The organism is Peribacillus sp. SRI_006 (genome assembly GCF_057586375.1).
On the sequence record NZ_JBYCZT010000001.1, the window covers coordinates 370169 to 388179 of the forward strand.

The following is an 18011-nucleotide window of genomic DNA, read 5'->3' on the forward strand; positions in this document are numbered from 1 at the left end:
CATGAAAATGGGAAAAAAACCTTTGAAAGATAACGTACATAAAATTCGACAAAATGTGTTTATTGTCCATCAGCCAATTCAGTGCTAACATAAAGATAGAATAAATCGAAAAAACAAAATATTTTGAATTATTAAAAATCAATGATCCTATAAGAAAATGGTGTGCAGAATTTAAAGTGGATAGTTTCACTGACAGCGCCTAACGATAAGTAATATAAAGATAAAAGAAGGGGAAGGGATGATTATATGAATTCGCTATCCGCGTATATGCCACAGGATAACCAGGAATTATTTCGTAAGGGATTAAAGGCTGGATTATGGATGGATGAGAGTTTTGATTGGTATCCTGAGGAGGATATGATGAGTCATCCTAATGGAGAGATCCGGACACTTTCACAGACGTATACCCAAGGGCAGGTGACCTTTTCGAAGTTCACGATCAGGAATACCTCATTCGAGACCAAGCGGCCAAAAGTGTTTTTTCACTATGAAAACGCTTTCGAAAGGCAGGCGGTGGCTTTTTACAGCCCGAATGAACGGGCGATTTTACATGTAGCCCCTCAATCGATTGCCTTATTGGGGGGATTGGTGAAAGGGAAAAGCATCTCTCAATATTGCATCCAAGGTAAGGGAAGCCTTTATCAAGAAGGATGCTTCAAATCATTGAAAGAAGGTCTCCTGGCTTATTCACCGCTCGCCAAAGGGGAAGTTACCAGTGTGTTTACGCTAGAAACGGAAATCTTACCGAAAGAATGTGTGGAAGCTGTGGCTTGGGTCATTCATGCTGATACGAAAGAAGAAGCGAAAGTTATAAATAATCAACTCCTCCTGACGATGCAAAACGTAAACAATTAAGAATACGAAAAAGTAATGTAGGATTTCCCGAAAAACATACTAGCAATTCGCATTGAATAATGATATTATAGAAAAGTCCTATGTGAAAATGTCAATATGTTTGGAGGGAAATACACAATGCGCGTAAATATTACATTAGCTTGCACTGAATGTGGAGACCGTAACTATATTTCTAAAAAAAATAAACGTAACAATCCAGACCGTCTTGAGCTTAAAAAATACTGCTCAAGAGAAAAACGCAGCACGACTCACCGTGAAACAAAGTAAGCAACAGGATTTTTCCTGTTGTTTTTTTTATGCATTTTTTTAAGTCCCTCTTTTCTCTCTTTCCTTTAGTGAATATTTTCACCAGAATGCACGAATGATTCGGCGATTTCCGACACCGTATTTTCGTAAATGGACAAATATTATGAGATAATGATAGAAGTAGACTAAAGGAGTCGGAAGAGATGAGAGAAAACAAGAATAAGCTCCGTCAAGAAGTTAGGTCCCGTTTAATGCAGCTGACTAAAGAGGAACATGAAGAACTATCCACCAGAATCGCTGAAAACTTATTCGCTTTGGAAGAATGGAAAAATGCTGATACCATTGGCATCACCATCTCCATTCCGCCTGAAGTCCCAACGGTACGGATCATCGAACAAGCATGGAGCGAAGGAAAAGTAGTGGCTGTACCAAAATGTGATCCCGAAAAAAAGACAATGGAATTCAAAAAAATTTCGTCCTTCAATCAGCTCGAGTCTGTTTATTACGGATTGCTGGAACCAGTGGCTGAAACAGCCAAGGCCAGCAAAGAGGAATTGGACGCATTGATCGTACCCGGCCTTGCTTTTACCAAGGAAGGGTATCGCCTAGGCTTTGGAGGGGGTTATTATGACCGTTTCCTATCTAATTACCGAGGAGATACATTGGCCCTTACATATGAGTTCCAATTAATGGATGAACTCCCGATAGAGGTACATGATCTAGCGGTGGGCAAACTCATTACCCCATCCAAGGTTATACGCACGTACGCCCATTAAGAAGAAGTTCATTAATTATCACTTTTAGCTCATAAAAATCCTATCCTGTATCACACTATTGATAGGAGGGATTGTTATGCTTCGATTAATTATTCAAATCTTCTTGGTTGGTTTAGCTGTTTATGCTGGTTACAAAAACCGGTACCGCCTGATTAATGTTGCGCTGTCCAACGGCATACTGAGAAGATTTCTAGTGACTAAATCCTTGGATATGCCAATGTTCAGGGATAAAATGATGCAAAGCATGTTCACTCAGACCAAATGAGGATGCCGGCATCTTGAAAAGGGAACCTGACCGAGGGTTCCTTTTTTATTTTTAGGAGCGGGGAAACAGTCTCCTTTTTACTTTTTACATGATTTCGTCTATAGTTTTAATTAAAGAACAGGAATTTTAGAAGCTTAAGTTTCATTGGAAAGTGGGGAAGGCATTGGGATTTAAAGAGGATTATTTTTTTTGGGAAACCATAAGGGAGTTGTCTGCCCATTACGATTATCGAATGATCACAGTCACGGAAAACCATCAGGAGATTTGGCTTGAGAGCGATAAGAATAAGGAGTTTCCAGTCATAAGACTCATCCGCCATGATTTGGATTGGGCTAATTGGCTGAAACGCGATATCGAGCGAACATTGCAGAATGGGGAAAGAATCAGAAGGAAATTATACAAAAAGCCCATAAACATTTTAAGTATCTATGTTAGTAAATTCGCCCCGGTCGATGATCATGACTTTAGTTCACGGGTGGCCTCCTTTAAAAAGACGGATGTCAACACGTTCCTTCTAACTTGTGAGAACTTTCATGATTCGTTGCAAAACCTTGAACATGTTTTGAAAAAACCACTTTCAATTCAAGTTCTTGAGGAAAATGAAATAGATGAGGAAAAGGTTCTTGAAGTAAAGAAGAACGCCATCTCGGAGTCAGTCAAAAAGGCTAAGGCCGAACAGAAGGTATTTCAAAATGCCAATAAGCCATTCTTTACATATATATTCATGGCGGTACAAATAGCAGTGTTCATCTTGATGGAGTTTAATGGGGGCAGCACCAATTCCAAGACTTTGATTGAGTTTGGCGCTAAATTTTCCCCTTATATCATCCAAGGGGAATGGTGGCGGTTCTTTACACCGATGATCGTCCATATTGGGTTCATTCATTTACTGATGAATACATTTTCGCTGTATTTGATTGGTGCTGAAGTTGAAAGGATTTACGGTAATGCCAGGTTCCTTTTCATCTATATATTCGCTGGTTTCGCTGGAACTCTAGGCAGCTTCATCATGACCCCGAACCTTTCCGCAGGAGCGAGCGGAGCCATTTTTGGCTGTTTTGGGGCACTTTTGTACTTTGGCATCGTCTATCCGAAATTATTCATGCGCTCGATGGGCTCATCGGTGATCGTGTTGATCATCATTAACTTAATATATGGTTTCAGCGTTTCGGGAATTGACAATGCAGGGCATATCGGAGGTTTGATCGGTGGGTTTTTGGCTGCTGGAGTGGTCCATCTGCCAAAATCCAAGAATATCCTTCGGCAGCTGGCTTTTCTGATCGGGACGGTAATACTGACCTATTCCCTGCTGCAATTTGGTTTCAATCATCAGGAAAGTGCAGCTATCGATGATAATACCATGGCAATGATGGCCCAAAAGTATATTGATGATGATGAAGAGGATAAGGCGGAAGAGATGCTATTCAAATATGTGGATTCAAATCCTGATGCACCGCTATCGCTCTTTATGCTCGGAAATTTATCTTTTGATAAAAAGGACATATACAAGGCAAAGGGTTATTATGAAAAAGCGATTGAAAGTAATCCGGAATTGCATGAAGCCCATTACAATCTTGCTTTGGTCTACATGAATCTCAAATCATTCGACCAAGCTAAAGAGCAAGCTGATAAGGCTATTGAGCTTGCCCCGGATAATAAGTCATACACTAAACTACTGGAAGAAATCGAAAAGCAACTATAACTCTTGACGCAGCATGATTGGAGTACCGTCTTTCAGGGTAAACAAGACAAGTATTTCCCTTTGATTCTTCGCCATAAGCAATAGGGGGATGGTGCTACCTTGTGGACTCACAGTGGAGCCATCCTCCTTTTTTACTCCCAACACATAATTTTTGTATAGTCCTTCCCATAGTTTTCCCACAATTTCTTCCCGTTTGAATTGGGGGAAGGCAGCAAGCCATTGGTTTTTCTTTGAAGGCAGATCTGTTAAAGAAATGATTTTGTACTGATCAAGATTGACCTGAAAGGCTTGCCCGGCTTTCTCCAAACCATTTCGAACCGTTTGATCTGTCAAGCCGTCCAGCGTTTTTTTCCACTGAATCTGTTCTTCTGAAAGGGGGCGGTGGAAAAATTGAAAAACCGGTGTCGTTACTGTATAGAGTTTATCTTTACTGAGCTGCTGGGCACTGGTGAAAATGGTGTCACTTGGATGAACCTCGGCATAATGAAACGTTACAGCTTCATAACGCCCACTCTCGGATTCTTTATATTTCGCTTTTTGAGAGAGTTCTTGTTTATTTTGGCGCCAATTTTTTAAAGCCCCTGCCAATTTTCCATTTTTGTATAAAAGCGATACGTCCTGACGTAAGTAAGCAGGCTGGTCCAACGTAGAATCCACCCTCCAAGTGATGGTATAGGTGGAATCCCCGGTTCCCTTTGGTGTCAGATGGGTGGAAGCATGTTCAAAATGGAGCGAGGAATCGATGGGAAAAAAAATGATGGTTTCCTCTGTCCGTTTATGATTTGATAAATAAAGGATGACAAAAATGGTGGTTAAAACCAAAAAGACGGTATACTTCAATTGTACTTTCATTTTTCCCCTCCGTTTTCACGCGTGATGAATGGTTTAAAAACATTAAGCTGTTAAATCAATCAAAGGAGTCCACATTCTTGATATTTCATCATATGAATACAGTTGGACATGTATGAGGGGGATGGGGAAATTATCAAAAGAGGAAATGGGCGCTTGTTACAGAGGTGCTGATTCGATATACTTTCCTAAAGAAAAGAGTAAAGAGGTTTACTATGAAAACATATTATGATCTTCAACAATACTTGAAAAGATTTGGTACATTTATCTATATTGGCGATCGCTTAGCCGAGCTTGAACTGATGGAGGCCGAAATAAGGGAACTCCACCGTATGCAGATGATGGATACGAAAGATTATCAAATGGCGATTCTTTTAATCAGGCAGCAATCGTCTCTTGAAAGGGAAAAACAGAAAAAAAATTGATAAAAAAGGTGAGAATGATGGAAAAGTGGCTGATGGGTGTGGATTTAGGCGGTACAACTACCAAACTGGCTTTAATCAATTTGTACGGAGAAATCATTCATAAATGGGAAATCAGCACGGATATCTCCGAAAAGGGAAAATACATTACGATTAACATAGCCAAAGCAATTGATGCGAAGCTCGTGGAACTTAATGAACCGAAGAGTAAGATAGTAGGGATAGGAATGGGTGCTCCCGGTCCTGTGAAATTTGTTAACGGTTCCATATATGAAGCCGTCAATCTTGGCTGGAAGGACTATCCTTTAAAAGATTTATTGGAGGTGGAGACAGCTCTTCCAGCTGTGATCGATAATGATGCCAATATGGCAGCTTTGGGAGAAATGTGGAAAGGTGCCGGTAATGGAGCCAAAGACCTCGTTTGTGTCACTTTGGGAACGGGTGTAGGAGGCGGAATCATCCATAATGGCCAAATCGTCCATGGTACCAGTGGAGCTGCTGGGGAAGTAGGCCATATAACGGTCGTAACGGACGGAGGGGCACCATGCAATTGCGGCAAGACTGGTTGTTTGGAAACGGTTGCTTCGGCAACGGGAATCGTCCGTATGGCTTTAGAAGCCTTGAATGCCGCCGATGAAAAGTCATTGCTTCAGCAGAAAGTAGAAGAGGGGAATACGGTTACTTCCAAACTGTTATTCCAATGCGCCGCAGCAGGTGATCCCTTGTCCAAAGCTGTGGTGGATAAGGTAGGCAATTACTTGGGGCTGGCACTATCACATGTTGGGAATGTCATGAATCCAGATAAAATCGTCATTGGCGGCGGCGTTTCACAAGCGGGAGACATTTTACTTGATACTGTCCGTTCTGCATTCGGAAAGTATGCATTCAAACGGGTTAGTAAATCAACGAAAATCAGCCTGGCCACTCTAGGCAATGATGCAGGGGTAATAGGTGCAGCCTGGCTCATTAAAAGCCAAATGAATACGTGATTCCGATTCCATGCTGCCCTCTGGCAATCTGGGGTTATAAGAAAAAAAGATGGAATCTTCAAAGATAGTTCCCCCTTTTTGAGGGGGAGAACCATGACCCATTATTGAGGCGCTCTGGATCGCTGATCCAGCGCTTCTTCGATGAGGAGGGACCAGGATTGAAAAGGGTCTTCAAAAAACAGGGATATTCATTGTTTTGGGTCGTATTGATTTCACTTTGGCTTAAAACATATATCGCCTATAAAACAAGTTTTGAGATAGATATTGATAATTGGATCCAGGAGTTCATACTATTCATCAATCCTGTCAGTTTCCTTTTACTTACACTTGGCGTGAATCTATTTTTAAAAGAAAATAGACGGACTGCATACTTATTGATCATGAGTTTTTTCATCACCTTCGTCCTCTTTGCCAATCTTGTTTTTTTTCGCTTTTTCAATGATTTTTTAACCATTCCCGTTCTGTTTCAAACGAGCAATATGAACGACCTTGGAAGCAGTGTACATGAATTGATCAATCCGAGTGATCTATTGTATTTTGCCGATATTCTGTGCTTGATGCTTCTGCTGAAATACAAACCAAAAGCATTCCATGAAAGTCGTTACAATCCCCAGGACCGTAAATTCTATTTGTTAATGGCTTTAGGAGTGACATTTTTTAACTTAGCTTTAGCGGAAGCGGCGCGTCCTGAACTCCTGACAAGAACGTTTGACCGCGAAATCCTCGTTAAGAATATCGGTACGTACCATTATCACCTCTATGATGCAATATTACAGACGAAATCATCAGCTCAACGTGCACTTGCCGATGGCAGTGAATTGTCGGAAATCGAAAATTATGTCCGTGCCAATCAAAAAGAAGTTAATGATGAACTTTATGGTCTGGCAAAAGGCAAAAATGTGATTCTTATATCATTGGAATCCACTCAAAGCTTTGTCATCAATAAAACTGTCAACGGGGAAGAAATCACTCCTTTTCTGAACCAATTCATTAAAGATAGCTATTATTTCAATAACTTTTATCACCAAACCGGCCAGGGGAAAACATCCGATTCAGAATTCATTATTGAGAATTCCCTCTATCCTTTAGGTAGAGGTGCAGTATTTTTCACTCATGCCCAAAATGAATACAAAGCCACACCTGAAATCTTAACGGAAAAAGGGTACTATACGGCTTCCTTGCATGCCAATAATAAAAGCTTTTGGAATCGTGATATAATGTACGATTCTCTTGGGTACCAACGGTTTTATGATAGTGATGAATACAAAGTGTCTGAAGGGAATTCCATCAATTGGGGTTTGAATGATAAATCGTTCTTCAAACAATCAATTTCTCACTTGAAGAGGATGCCTAAGCCTTTTTATGCCAAGTTCATAACGTTAACCAATCATTTTCCATTCACTTTGAATGAAGAAGACCGGACATTGGAACCTTACGATTCGAATTCCAAAACATTGAATCAGTATTTTCCGACCGTACGTTATACCGACGAAGCCTTGAAACAGTTTATCGGCGATTTGAAACGTAATGGATTATATGAGGCTTCCATCATTGTTCTATACGGAGACCATTATGGAATTTCTGAAAATCACAACTCTGCCATGAGCCAGTTCCTTGGGAAGGAAATTACTCCGTTCGAATCGATCCAGCTTCAGCGTGTCCCGCTCATCATACATGTCCCCGGGCAGAAGGGAAAAACGATTTCCACCGTTTCCGGCCAAATTGATGTAAGGCCGACTCTTCTTCATTTATTGGGAATTGAAAATGATGATTATATTGAATTCGGCAAAGATCTATTTTCCGAAGAGAAATTAGAGTTCACCGTTCTTCGCGATAGCAGTTTCATCACGAAGGATTACCTCTATACGATGGATACCTGCTATGATAAAAACACCGGCGCGGCGACTGCAAAGGATTCATGTGAGAAGTATTTGGAAAAGGCAAAGCAGGAGCTTGATTACTCCGACAAAATCATTTACGGGGATTTGCTCCGATTTTATGAGCAGCCTTGAAAAAGGAAACCTGGCGCAATCCAGGTTTCAGACTGTAGACAAACTTGATGAAAATCGAGTTTGTCTACAGTTTTTTTGCTTGTACAAATTTAGACGTTGATTGGAACGTAGGCACTCGCTTTCCGCGGGCGGTCCGGGAGCCTCCTCGGCGCACCTTGGGGTCTCCCTTGGACTCGCTATTCCCGCAGGAGTCTCGCACCCTCCGTTCCAATCAACTATGTTTAAAAATCTGGATAGAACTTCTTTTGCCTACAGTCTTTTTTGTTTTAAAACGGAAACAAATATGGCTTAACGTTGGTTCTTAGGCTATGGTTTTCATGATAAAATACCTTCATTTCTCAACTTTGCGTTGGACCACTTTAAGGGGACTTAAAAAATTATCGATGCAAGTGATGCTTACTTTCGCTGCCATTAATTTAAAGAAGATGGCCACGTGGACATGGCAAGGTCCTACAATGGCATAACATAGTGGCTCTAAGAGCCCAAATCTCTTAACCTTTTGTCTACAACCTGAAACTTGGCGCAATCCAGGTTTTTTCGCTTTTTCAGGGAAATCAGTACCCCTTACAATTATGAAACAAGAGACTTCCTGAACATCTTTCTGTTTTTCCCTTCATAAAGATAAAACAATGAAAGGGGCGGAGGCTGAATGAAAGTTGTGAGCAGAAGCGGGGATGATTTGGCATATTACAGTCAATTGTTCCAAATTCCCCGGGTTTTGATTGAGGATGCCAATCCGGCCATTACTGGCGGAGTTTTGCCAAATGGCATCGAAGTACAGATACCTGGATACATTGTTCAGCAAGAGTCCCGGTTAGATATCGATTTTGCTGAAATCGCTTTACAATATCACCTGCCAATCGATGGGATAGTATTATTGAATCAAGATGGACAAAAGCCTTTTTCGGTACCCGTCCGGGTGATGAATCCCGTGATAGTCACCGACAAGCCCTACGAATATCAATCACTTCTTGACGATCTTGATGTTCTATCTTGTCATTACCCCTTTATTAAGGTTGAATCGGTCGGAAAGAGTGTGCTGGGAAAAGAACTCCTTGAGGTAAGAATCGGTCAAGGTGAAAAGATCATACATTATAACGGTTCATTCCACGCTAATGAATGGATCACTACGGCTGTTTTGATGAAATGGCTGAATGATTTTCTGCTGGCAGTAACGAATGATCGTACACTTTGCGGAATGGACTGTATGCCGTACTACCGGGATATGTCCATTTCGATCGTTCCAATGGTGAATCCGGATGGAGTCGACCTTGTCCTAAAGGGGGAGGAGGCGGCAGAGGGGAAGGTTGATGTTTTAAAAATAAATAATGGCAATCCTGCCTTTTATGCTTGGAAAGCCAATATCCGCGGTGTAGACCTGAATAACCAATATCCTGCTAACTGGGAGGTTGAAAAGCGCAGAAAGATTCCAAAAGCCCCTGCACCGAGGGATTTTCCAGGAGAAACCGCGTTATCAGAACCAGAAGCATTGGCCATGAAGGAGCTGGCAATAAGACGGAATTTTGAAAGAGTGCTTGCACTTCACACCCAGGGAAAAGAATTCTATTGGGGATATGAGGGACATGAACCTGAACAGGCAGCGAATGTTGCGAGAGAGTTTGAGGAGCGCAGCGGGTATCGGGCCGTAAAATACGTTGACAGCCATGCTGGGTATAAAGATTGGTTCATTCAGGAATTCAAACGCGGTGGATTCACAATCGAACTGGGAAAGGGCATCAATCCGCTTCCGCTATCCCATTTGCCTGGTATATATGAAGATTCCGTCAAGATTTTGATGGCAGGACTATATATGTGATGCATTCCCCCTAAGGAATATACTTCCAAAAAAATATAAGATCATTATCCGCCACATTTTCTCTTTTTTACTTTATAATGAAAGGGAGTAAGGACTCGATTGGTTAATCCTTACTCTCTTTCTAATGTCTCGCTCACATATGCCAGGCGTTTTAGTTTTGAAGTGGGAGGTGTGTGGAGATTAAAGTATCCAAAGCAGCACTTTGTATGCGGCTTTCCATTTGTAAGATGTTGTGTTTCGTCCCATTATTTATCTCCACTATCCTTCTTATCTCGGCTTGTGAGCCTTCCAAGGACCTTAGTAAACCCGTAAATGATACGGAAAAAGAACACTCCCAATCTAACCAGGAAACTTCAGTAAGCAATTTAAAGGTCCCGACCGCAGAAACGGAAAAAATCGAAGCCATTTTTGGATGGCTGGATTCAAAAACCATTTTATATTCTGTGAAGCGGGATGGTAATGAATTATCCCAGTTGATGGCATGGAATTTGGAAACGAATGAAACTTCCGTTTTCTATCAGCCGGCTTTTGCGTTTTCTGAAGTATCGATCAGTCCGTCTGGTACGCATATTTTGTTGTCGTCCTTTACCTCTTCGGATAAAGCATCAATCACAATACTCGATAAAACGGGGAATCCACTGTATTCCGTGGCAATCCCAGCCTATGAATTAGCTTATGAGTGGAATTCATTTAAAGATGGCCGGTTGTTTGTATCGAGCTTTTATGAAGATTGGACATACAGCAGTTATGTATTGAATCCAGATGAACAAACTATGGAAACCCTGGACTTTCCACAGCCCTTTGCTCAATGGGCAAGTGAAAATGACTTGATGTTTTTGGATTGGGACAAAGAAGAACCTGCTTTGACGGCTCCCCTAGAAAGAAAAGCGCTGCATGGGGATGGGGCAGACAGCCTTATGCTCGATGTCATTCACTTTAAAAAAGTGAAGCAAGCGCTGATGACGATTCAAGTGGAGACAGAAAAACAAGATCGGGGTACATATGCATTTTATGATCCAACAAACAAGCCGATCCACTCTTTTTCCGTGCCACTATTGAAAAGCTTTTCAGATTGGGTCATTCCATCCTATGATTTCATTGAAAAAAACAAGGAATTCATAACGTTTATTCCTAATGAATCAAAAGATGCTGACCAATATGAGGGAAGGTTTACCTTAACTAAATTTAATTGGGAAAAAGGCACACAAGAAGAATTGATGAAGGACATGGAAAATGAACCATTAAGCTGTTCGCTTGATGGCAACTTCTGCTTATATGGATATCAATTTGAGAAAATCATTGATATGAAAACCCATCAAATACAAAGATTGTTCAAACAAACATGATAACCTAAAACAAAAGCTCGCCGGATGGCGAGCTTTTTTCTTCAATGGGCAACAGGAAAACCGCTGTTGATGACAGTCATGACAGTGAACCAGCCAAACACGACCGCACTGCCGGCTGCAAAAATGAATCCTAAGAAGTTTCTCTTTTTTAATGAGGTAAACACAGCTGCTACTCCTAATATAGCCACAAGTCCGAAAACAACCATTAATATCATGTCAAAACCCCCTTTTTTCATAATGAATACCTAATCCCTAATAATATACCCAGAGAATAAAGCAACTACCAAAAATATGTAGAAAAGATTGCATTTGTTAATATCTTAATATTTTTTCAATTATTTGTCGAGGCTTAATAGGTGACACTTCTATGACATGAGTAAACTGGATTAACATTAGCAGCTTAATTAGTGTAAGATAAAGATAGAAAATCATAATGGAGTTGATGGAAATGAAATGGACACAAATTCCTCTAGGCCCGCTGCAAACGAATTGTTATGTAGTTTCCGATGGACAGGATTGCATCATTTTCGATCCGGGTGAAGAGCCACAGAAAATCATACAGTACATACAAACAAAAAATTTAAAGCCTTTAGCGATTTTATTGACACATGCACATTTTGATCATATCGGTGCTCTGGATGCTGTTCGGGATCATTATGGAATCCCTGCATATATTCATGAAAAAGAGGCCAAGTGGCTACTTGATCCCGCATTGAATGGTTCTCAAAACTGGTTCCCTGAAAATCCAATGCGAATGAAGCCTGCCGATCACATCTTGGCAAATGAGCAAGAGCTTACGATTGGAGGATTCACTTTCGAAGTATTCGAAACCCCTGGACACTCACCAGGGAGCGTTTCGTATTATGTGAAGGACGAACGTCTCCTCTTTTCTGGGGACGTCTTGTTCCAAGGAAGCGTTGGCAGAACCGATTTAATAGGCGGAAGCGAGTCAGTGCTCTTAAATAGCATTGAAACGAAGCTGCTGACACTTTCTGATGATGCTATCGTTTTTCCAGGTCATGGCCCTGTCACGACGATTCTGGATGAAAAGAATACCAATCCCTTTTTGAGATAATTACTTTTTCAGGTGCCGCTATGGCACCTGTTTTTTAAGTTCTTAAATATGTAAAAATATTGAAATGGGTCAATTCCGGAACTATACTGAATATAAAAAAACAGGGTCTTCCCCAATGTGCATTTTTGAACCTCCTATGAAATTCATTTAGTAGATACACTGTTATAACTGCGAGATGAAAATTGAACATTTTGTGAACTTTAAATTTGTTTTCTATATGAATGTCGTTAAAAAAACTTATTTACTGTGTTTTATAATAAGATGGAAAATCATGGAGACGGAGGCTGTTGTGTTGAAAAATCATTTAAAGGAATTGATTGCAGGAAGCCCGCAAAAAAGAATCTCCTATAATGACTATATGGATGCTGTTTTATATACGCCAAAAATAGGCTACTATGCACGCGCAAAAGAGAAGATTGGCCCAAAAGGGGATTTTTATACGTCCGGCAATGTTGGGGATGCATTTGGGAGATCACTGGCGAGATGGTTCGTATATTTGATAAAAAGATGCGGAGTTTCACCAAGAATCATCGAGGTCGGCGCAGGGGACGGTAAACTGGCGTATGACATCCTCGTTTACATAAAAGAAACGGAGCCGCAGATATGGGACTCTTTAACTTATGTTCTTGTGGATGGCAGTCCATTTCATAGAAAGATTCAGCATGAACGCTTAGGGATATTCAAACAGGCAGTTTCTGCTGCCAGTTTAGATAAATGGACGAATGTAAATGGAATCGTCTTTTCAAACGAACTTTTCGACGCGTTGCCTGTGTATGTCATTGAAAAGTATAAGGGAGCCTTGGTAGAGGTATTCGTCACTGAAAAGGAAGGAGATTTGGTAGAAGAGAGAGAACCTTTGGACAACCCTGACATTCTTTCTTACCTTACTGAACGAAAAATCACCTTAAATGAAAAACAACGATACGAAGTTCCGCTAAACATGATCCGTGAATATGAAAAGATCGTTTCCTGTATCGAATCGGGTATTCTCCTTACAATCGATTATGGCTATACCGATAGGGAATGGAAGGAGCCTGCTCATCTTCAAGGGAGCTTGAGGGGCTATTATCGGCATCAAATGATTAAAGATGCACTTATGTATCCTGGTGATATGGATCTGACGACACATATCCATTTTGACACATTAATCGAGATTGGAAAAAGAAAGGATCTTTCCAATCGAGGGCTTTTTCTTCAAAATGAATTCTTGCTTAAAGCAGGGATACTAGAGGAATTGAAGGACCATCAAGGAACTGATCCATTCTCGAAAACGGCAAAGCGTAATCGGGCAATCCGGGGGCTGATCGTTCCTGGGGGATTTAGTGAACATTTCAAAGTGTTGCTTCAATCGAAGAATTTAGCAGATGATGTAAGGATTTTTCCTGAATGGTGACAAGTAAAAACCCATGAATCCAAATTCATGGGTTATGTAATATTGCTTGTTCTTAATGCGCAGCACCCGGAGTCATCATAAATACGCTCCAGTAGGAAAATCCTGCAAAGAAAACGGTAAGATAGGCGCCGAAAACATAGATATACATGCGCTCGGATAATTTCAAATAACTTAAAAGTACAAAAAAGATCGTTTGTGCAAAGAAAAGCAAAGACGTTTGATGCATATGGCCAAGATAAAAGAAAATGGCCATAATTCCTGTCCAAAATCCACATACTCTGAACATGCGTTCCATCCGAATCCCTCCTTATGTCTAGTCGTGTACATTCTAAATAATTATAAATGAAATTGTAAGGTAATGTAAAGGATGCCTTTTGTTTCTATGTGAGAACCGAAGCCTGGTATGAGCATGCTGCACAATTGGACATCATATTTTCTATTTCCACAATAGTGACATTCTCAAACAAGGCTTCGAACATACCTTTTAAAAATGAATTATGCATGGAGCAGATTGTTCCTGGCTCGACTTCAGTAACTTCCTTAAACGGGCAATTGAAGATACGGAAGGATATTTTATTTTCTTCTTCGCTTGCTTGTATTTCAGGAGATAACCCTGCAATGGTAGCCGCATTTTTAAGCATGTTGACTTTTTCCGCAAAAGCAAGCCGATCGATCGATGTCGAGTTCAGGGCAAGTTGCTGATTGATTAATTCCTCCCCGAATACTTTTCCCGTTTCATAAAGAGCCTGTTTTCCTTGTTCCCCTAAAGTCATCATCGACTGGACGGCAATCTTTGCAAGCAGCTGATAGTTCCTATATGGAAAATGAAGCTGTATGACTTTGTCAGATAATCGATAAAGTCTGCTTGGGCGGCCGCCTTTCCCGGTCTTTCGGGAAATCGAGGTCAACATATCGATATCCTCAAGTTTTGACAAATGTAGACGGGCAACATTTGGATGGATGTTGAATGAATCGGCGATTTCCTGTACCGATACATCACCATGGTTGTTCACTATATGCTGATATATATAATATCTGGTGGGATCAGCTAACACGTTTGTTATTTTTAACGTTTGTTCCATTACACCCTCCTGCTATTCCATAGTTTACCTATGTCCATTATAATGCAGGCAGAAAAAAATGGAATAAGGGAAAGGGCAAACACTCTTTAGTTTAAAAAACGTTCACATTTAAATCGGTTTTATAAAACAAATATGTATACATTAATTATACAAACGTTGTACAATAATTGTATAAACTATAAATGTATACAAAATGTGAACGGGGAGTGATTAGTATGGCACAGTTAACTTTCTTTTCGTATCCAAGCTGTACATCTTGCCGCAAAACAAAAAAATGGTTAAGCGCCAATCAAGTTTCCTTCGATGAGCGACATTTATTCAGAGAGACTCCAACTGTAGCAGAGTTAAAAAGAATTCTTGAATTGACATCGGAGGGACTTGATGAAGTCTTGGCGACAAGAAGTGAAGCTTACAAAGACTTACAAGTTAATATTGACGAAATGATGCTTTCTGATGTCATCCAATTATTAACAAAAGAACCGAAGTTATTAAGAAGGCCCATTCTCATAGACGGGGAAAAACTGGTGATTGGCCATAATGTAGATGCATTAAGAAATTTGGTTTCCCGGAGACTTGAGTTGAAAATAAGCATGTGAGATGATTCTCGAAGTTTTTCGGGAATTTTTTTATTCTGAAGCAGGAATTTGTCGTGGATTGTCGAATCAATAAAACAAGAAACATAGGAGGTGATGAATGAATTGATATCGATTGAAAAGACCGCAGAAAAAATACTAACCCGTGCCATCGTGGAATCGGCATCGGATATCCACATTTTTTTTCGCGGAGAGGGGCCTCACATCCAATTCAGAATAGACAATAAGCTTGTTCCCCAGGAAACATTATCATTCTTTGAAGCTGAAAGGCTGATCGCCCATTTGAAGTTCCTTGCCTCGATGGATATAGGGGAGAAAAGGAGGCCCCAGAGTGGTGCCATCACCATCAATTTGGCTAACCAGGTGGTCGGACTCCGCCTTTCCACTTTACCCACTGCCCATCTCGAAAGTTTGGTCATCCGCTTAATACCCCAACAGAATATCCTTCCTCTAGAACAGTTATCCTTATTTCCAAACACCGTTCAAAAATTGATTGCACTCTTGAAGCATTCCCATGGCATGCTCATATTTACCGGCCCGACCGGCAGTGGGAAAACCACGACACTATATTCCCTGCTTCACCACGCCCATGAGATGATCAATCGAAATATCATTACACTTGAAGATCCCATTGAAAATGTATCCGAAAAGGTATTGCAAGTCCAAATCAATGAAAAGGCGGGCATTACGTATTCAGTCGGCCTAAAAGCTGTTCTGAGGCATGACCCGGACGTGATCATGGTTGGGGAAGTCCGGGATGCAGAAACTGCCAAAATCGCAGTCCGTGCCGCATTAACCGGTCATTTGATACTAACGACCATGCATACGAGGGACGCCCAGGGCGCCATCTCCAGATTACTGGAATTTGGTGTCAGCTTACTTGAGGTTGAACAGACTTTGATTGGCGTGACAGCGCAGCGGCTGGTTGAATTACGATGTCTTCCGTGTAAAGGGGACTGTGCTTTAGCTTGCAAAATGACTGCTAGGAATAAAAGGGCAAGTGTATATGAATTGCTATATGGAAAAAGCCTGGCTGAAGTTCTCCGGATAATGGGAGATGAAAAAGAAATGGCAACGGTCAGCTACCGCCAATTAAAGGATGAAATCGGAAAAGCGGTTGCGATGGGCTATGTGGGATCTCAGGAATATGAACGGCTGGTCTACCATGAAACCAAAAAGTAAATGGAAGGTAAAAGAGCAGGCGGTCTTTATTTCGAAGCTAGGTGAATTATTGAATCATGGTTATCCTTTGGCGGAAGCTTTACATTTTCTTGAGTTTCAGGAATCAAAGAAGAAAGCGGAAGACTTCACTCAGGCTATAGCCGATTTAAGGAACGGCTACCCGTTGCACATGGTGCTGACCCATCTTAATTTTCATCCGCAGCTTGTAAGTTATATATTTTATGGAGAACAATATGGCGACCTGGAACGGGCGTTGAAAGAAGGTGGGCGATATTGGAAGAAAAGAATCGAGGATATGGATAAAGTAAAAAAGTTAATGGTGTATCCCGTATTCTTAGTCTTTTTTGTAAGCATCGTTTTTTATATTCTTCAGAGTGTTCTCCTTCCCCAATTCCAGACCATCTATTTCACGATGGATGTCGATCAGCATATTCTCTTAAGATTAATGTCAGCCTCCACGTTCATTCTTCCAGCACTACCCTTCTTATTACTCGGATTGCTCCTATTCTTGTATGCACTCAAACGATTTTGGTTCAATGGATTATGCCCATTAAGGCAGCGAAGGATTTTGATGGGAATTCCGATATTCGGGAGGTTCATCAAATTATACGAAACTTATTTTTTTGCAAGCCAATTCAGTGGCTTGCTTTCCGGAGGACTATCGATTAACGATAGCATCAAATTATTCTCGATAAATCAACAGCAGCCTTTTTACCAAAAACTTTGCAATATCATCAAGGATGATCTGATCGAGGGCAGATCACTGGAAATGATTTTTCGGGAGCTCCCATATTTTGATGGGAATTTACCGGTCGTCGCTGCAAATGGTCAAAAATACGGCAGACTTGATGCCGAGTTACTTCATTACAGTCGTTTTATACTGGAGAAAATTGAAGAGAGAATGAATGCAATCTTGAAAATCATTCAGCCTCTAATGTTTTCACTGATAGGTCTTTTGATCGTGTCCATTTATTTGGCGGTTTTGCTGCCGATGTTCTCACTGCTCGAAGGTTTATAGGATTTCATTTTTGTATTCCGGAGGTGAAAATGCCCGAAGGTCATCTGGTATTCAGATGCTTTTAGGAGCATGATGATATGTTGAAGAAAGTGATGAATGAACGTGGTTTTACCCTAATAGAAATGCTTATTGTTTTACTGGTGATATCCATCCTTTTGATTATAACAATCCCCAATATCACGAAAAACCAATCCACAATCCAGTCTAAAGGATGTGAAGCTTTCGTTAAGATGGCCCAAGCACAGGTGCAGGCTTATGAAATCGATAATGCTAAACTGCCCGAAAGTATCGGTGAATTGGAAAGTCAAGGCTACCTCAAACAGACATCCTGCCCTAATGGGAATGAAATTAGTTTGGATAGTAAAGGAAAGATAACGGTCGTTGAGTAGG

General features: G+C 40.8%; 20 protein-coding genes and 1 pseudogene. 17 read left to right on the forward strand and 4 right to left on the reverse strand.

Features of this window, described 5'->3' with window-relative positions:
* Positions 1-246 precede the first annotated feature (246 nt).
* The 5 genes from AC2YHV_RS01795 to AC2YHV_RS01815 all read left to right on the forward strand — a co-directional run bounded on the left by AC2YHV_RS01795 (position 247) and on the right by AC2YHV_RS01815 (position 3844).
* Positions 247-855 carry a hypothetical protein gene (locus tag AC2YHV_RS01795; RefSeq protein WP_057278825.1) on the forward strand — a complete coding sequence of 203 codons (609 nt, stop codon included), beginning with the start codon at positions 247-249 and terminating at the stop codon, positions 853-855.
* Positions 856-972: 117 nt separating this feature from the next.
* Positions 973-1122 (forward strand): 50S ribosomal protein L33, encoded by a 150-nt coding sequence (gene rpmG, locus AC2YHV_RS01800; protein WP_028391797.1) that lies wholly within the window; start codon positions 973-975, stop codon positions 1120-1122.
* A gap of 182 nt (positions 1123-1304) precedes the next feature.
* A complete protein-coding gene (locus AC2YHV_RS01805; RefSeq protein WP_413003789.1) occupies positions 1305-1877 on the forward strand; it encodes a 5-formyltetrahydrofolate cyclo-ligase in 573 nt (190 codons plus the stop codon).
* 76 nt (positions 1878-1953) lie between these two features.
* Entirely contained in the window at positions 1954-2142 is a 189-nt protein-coding gene (locus AC2YHV_RS01810) for a hypothetical protein (RefSeq protein WP_034308414.1), read from the forward strand.
* A 163-nt stretch (positions 2143-2305) separates the two neighbouring features.
* Positions 2306-3844 (forward strand): rhomboid family intramembrane serine protease, encoded by a 1539-nt coding sequence (locus AC2YHV_RS01815; protein ID WP_187049747.1) that lies wholly within the window; start codon positions 2306-2308, stop codon positions 3842-3844.
* On the opposite strand, the gene AC2YHV_RS01820 is transcribed toward AC2YHV_RS01815, so the two are convergent.
* On the reverse strand, positions 3839-4696 hold the full coding sequence (locus AC2YHV_RS01820; protein ID WP_034308408.1) for a hypothetical protein: 858 nt from the start codon (positions 4694-4696) through the stop codon (positions 3839-3841). The genes AC2YHV_RS01815 and AC2YHV_RS01820 overlap by 6 nt on opposite strands.
* Before the next feature lie 212 nt (positions 4697-4908).
* On the opposite strand from AC2YHV_RS01820, the gene AC2YHV_RS01825 reads away from it, so the two are divergent.
* From AC2YHV_RS01825 to AC2YHV_RS01850, 6 genes and pseudogenes are all read left to right on the forward strand, one after another.
* A complete protein-coding gene (locus AC2YHV_RS01825; RefSeq protein WP_034308407.1) occupies positions 4909-5118 on the forward strand; it encodes a YqgQ family protein in 210 nt (69 codons plus the stop codon).
* A 14-nt stretch (positions 5119-5132) separates the two neighbouring features.
* Entirely contained in the window at positions 5133-6104 is a 972-nt protein-coding gene (locus AC2YHV_RS01830) for an ROK family glucokinase (protein ID WP_063575677.1), read from the forward strand.
* A gap of 158 nt (positions 6105-6262) precedes the next feature.
* On the forward strand, positions 6263-8116 hold the full coding sequence (locus AC2YHV_RS01835; RefSeq protein ID WP_487372479.1) for an LTA synthase family protein: 1854 nt from the start codon (positions 6263-6265) through the stop codon (positions 8114-8116).
* 344 nt (positions 8117-8460) lie between these two features.
* A pseudogene (locus AC2YHV_RS01840) lies at positions 8461-8580 on the forward strand (transposase); the annotation flags it as partial.
* Between the two features lie 185 nt (positions 8581-8765).
* On the forward strand, positions 8766-9932 hold the full coding sequence (locus AC2YHV_RS01845) for a M14 family metallopeptidase (RefSeq protein WP_057278819.1): 1167 nt from the start codon (positions 8766-8768) through the stop codon (positions 9930-9932).
* Between the two features lie 173 nt (positions 9933-10105).
* Positions 10106-11278 (forward strand): YqgU-like beta propeller domain-containing protein, encoded by a 1173-nt coding sequence (locus AC2YHV_RS01850; protein ID WP_363929035.1) that lies wholly within the window; start codon positions 10106-10108, stop codon positions 11276-11278.
* 41 nt (positions 11279-11319) lie between these two features.
* Here AC2YHV_RS01850 and AC2YHV_RS01855 read toward each other — a convergent pair whose 3' ends face one another.
* Entirely contained in the window at positions 11320-11493 is a 174-nt protein-coding gene (locus AC2YHV_RS01855) for a DUF2759 domain-containing protein (protein ID WP_034308396.1), read from the reverse strand.
* A 233-nt stretch (positions 11494-11726) separates the two neighbouring features.
* Here AC2YHV_RS01855 and AC2YHV_RS01860 point away from each other — a divergent pair, with 233 nt between their 5' ends.
* Both AC2YHV_RS01860 and AC2YHV_RS01865 read left to right on the forward strand, forming a co-directional pair.
* On the forward strand, positions 11727-12353 hold the full coding sequence (locus tag AC2YHV_RS01860; protein ID WP_487372480.1) for an MBL fold metallo-hydrolase: 627 nt from the start codon (positions 11727-11729) through the stop codon (positions 12351-12353).
* 292 nt (positions 12354-12645) lie between these two features.
* Positions 12646-13746, forward strand: coding sequence for a class I SAM-dependent methyltransferase (locus AC2YHV_RS01865; RefSeq protein WP_487372481.1), 1101 nt, complete (start codon positions 12646-12648; stop codon positions 13744-13746).
* Between the two features lie 52 nt (positions 13747-13798).
* Here the strand turns inward: AC2YHV_RS01865 and AC2YHV_RS01870 are convergent, their stop codons facing one another.
* Complete coding sequence (locus tag AC2YHV_RS01870) at positions 13799-14041, reverse strand: DUF2626 domain-containing protein (RefSeq protein ID WP_034308393.1); 243 nt, start codon at positions 14039-14041, stop codon at positions 13799-13801.
* A gap of 85 nt (positions 14042-14126) precedes the next feature.
* A complete protein-coding gene (locus tag AC2YHV_RS01875) occupies positions 14127-14828 on the reverse strand; it encodes a helix-turn-helix transcriptional regulator (protein WP_034308391.1) in 702 nt (233 codons plus the stop codon).
* 215 nt (positions 14829-15043) lie between these two features.
* Here AC2YHV_RS01875 and AC2YHV_RS01880 point away from each other — a divergent pair, with 215 nt between their 5' ends.
* From AC2YHV_RS01880 to comGC, 4 genes are all read left to right on the forward strand, one after another.
* Positions 15044-15424, forward strand: a complete 381-nt coding sequence (locus AC2YHV_RS01880) for a Spx/MgsR family RNA polymerase-binding regulatory protein (protein WP_487372482.1) — start codon at positions 15044-15046, stop codon at positions 15422-15424.
* 93 nt (positions 15425-15517) lie between these two features.
* On the forward strand, positions 15518-16603 hold the full coding sequence (gene comGA / locus AC2YHV_RS01885; protein WP_372464768.1) for a competence type IV pilus ATPase ComGA: 1086 nt from the start codon (positions 15518-15520) through the stop codon (positions 16601-16603).
* On the forward strand, positions 16587-17621 hold the full coding sequence (comGB, locus tag AC2YHV_RS01890; protein ID WP_063575682.1) for a competence type IV pilus assembly protein ComGB: 1035 nt from the start codon (positions 16587-16589) through the stop codon (positions 17619-17621). The genes comGA and comGB overlap by 17 nt, the downstream gene beginning before the upstream one ends.
* A gap of 77 nt (positions 17622-17698) precedes the next feature.
* Positions 17699-18010: a competence type IV pilus major pilin ComGC gene (gene comGC / locus AC2YHV_RS01895; protein ID WP_057278814.1), complete on the forward strand. Its 312-nt coding sequence runs from the start codon at positions 17699-17701 to the stop codon at positions 18008-18010.
* Position 18011: the final 1 nt, after the last annotated feature.

What these genes read in the sequence shown, in the direction of transcription:
- AC2YHV_RS01855 (WP_034308396.1), bottom strand. Translation starts at nt 11,493, where the DNA reads ATGATATTAATGGTTGTTTTCGGACTTGTGGCTATATTAGGAGTAGCA.
- AC2YHV_RS01830 (WP_063575677.1), top strand. Translation starts at nt 5,133, where the DNA reads ATGATGGAAAAGTGGCTGATGGGTGTGGATTTAGGCGGTACAACTACC.
- AC2YHV_RS01805 (WP_413003789.1), top strand. Translation starts at nt 1,305, where the DNA reads ATGAGAGAAAACAAGAATAAGCTCCGTCAAGAAGTTAGGTCCCGTTTA.
- comGC (WP_057278814.1), top strand. Translation starts at nt 17,699, where the DNA reads ATGTTGAAGAAAGTGATGAATGAACGTGGTTTTACCCTAATAGAAATG.
- AC2YHV_RS01845 (WP_057278819.1), top strand. Translation starts at nt 8,766, where the DNA reads ATGAAAGTTGTGAGCAGAAGCGGGGATGATTTGGCATATTACAGTCAA.
- AC2YHV_RS01860 (WP_487372480.1), top strand. Translation starts at nt 11,727, where the DNA reads ATGAAATGGACACAAATTCCTCTAGGCCCGCTGCAAACGAATTGTTAT.
- AC2YHV_RS01820 (WP_034308408.1), bottom strand. Translation starts at nt 4,696, where the DNA reads ATGAAAGTACAATTGAAGTATACCGTCTTTTTGGTTTTAACCACCATT.
- AC2YHV_RS01825 (WP_034308407.1), top strand. Translation starts at nt 4,909, where the DNA reads ATGAAAACATATTATGATCTTCAACAATACTTGAAAAGATTTGGTACA.
- AC2YHV_RS01870 (WP_034308393.1), bottom strand. Translation starts at nt 14,041, where the DNA reads ATGGAACGCATGTTCAGAGTATGTGGATTTTGGACAGGAATTATGGCC.
- comGB (WP_063575682.1), top strand. Translation starts at nt 16,587, where the DNA reads ATGAAACCAAAAAGTAAATGGAAGGTAAAAGAGCAGGCGGTCTTTATT.
- comGA (WP_372464768.1), top strand. Translation starts at nt 15,518, where the DNA reads ATGAATGAATTGATATCGATTGAAAAGACCGCAGAAAAAATACTAACC.
- AC2YHV_RS01795 (WP_057278825.1), top strand. Translation starts at nt 247, where the DNA reads ATGAATTCGCTATCCGCGTATATGCCACAGGATAACCAGGAATTATTT.
- AC2YHV_RS01875 (WP_034308391.1), bottom strand. Translation starts at nt 14,828, where the DNA reads ATGGAACAAACGTTAAAAATAACAAACGTGTTAGCTGATCCCACCAGA.
- rpmG (WP_028391797.1), top strand. Translation starts at nt 973, where the DNA reads ATGCGCGTAAATATTACATTAGCTTGCACTGAATGTGGAGACCGTAAC.
- AC2YHV_RS01880 (WP_487372482.1), top strand. Translation starts at nt 15,044, where the DNA reads ATGGCACAGTTAACTTTCTTTTCGTATCCAAGCTGTACATCTTGCCGC.
- AC2YHV_RS01810 (WP_034308414.1), top strand. Translation starts at nt 1,954, where the DNA reads ATGCTTCGATTAATTATTCAAATCTTCTTGGTTGGTTTAGCTGTTTAT.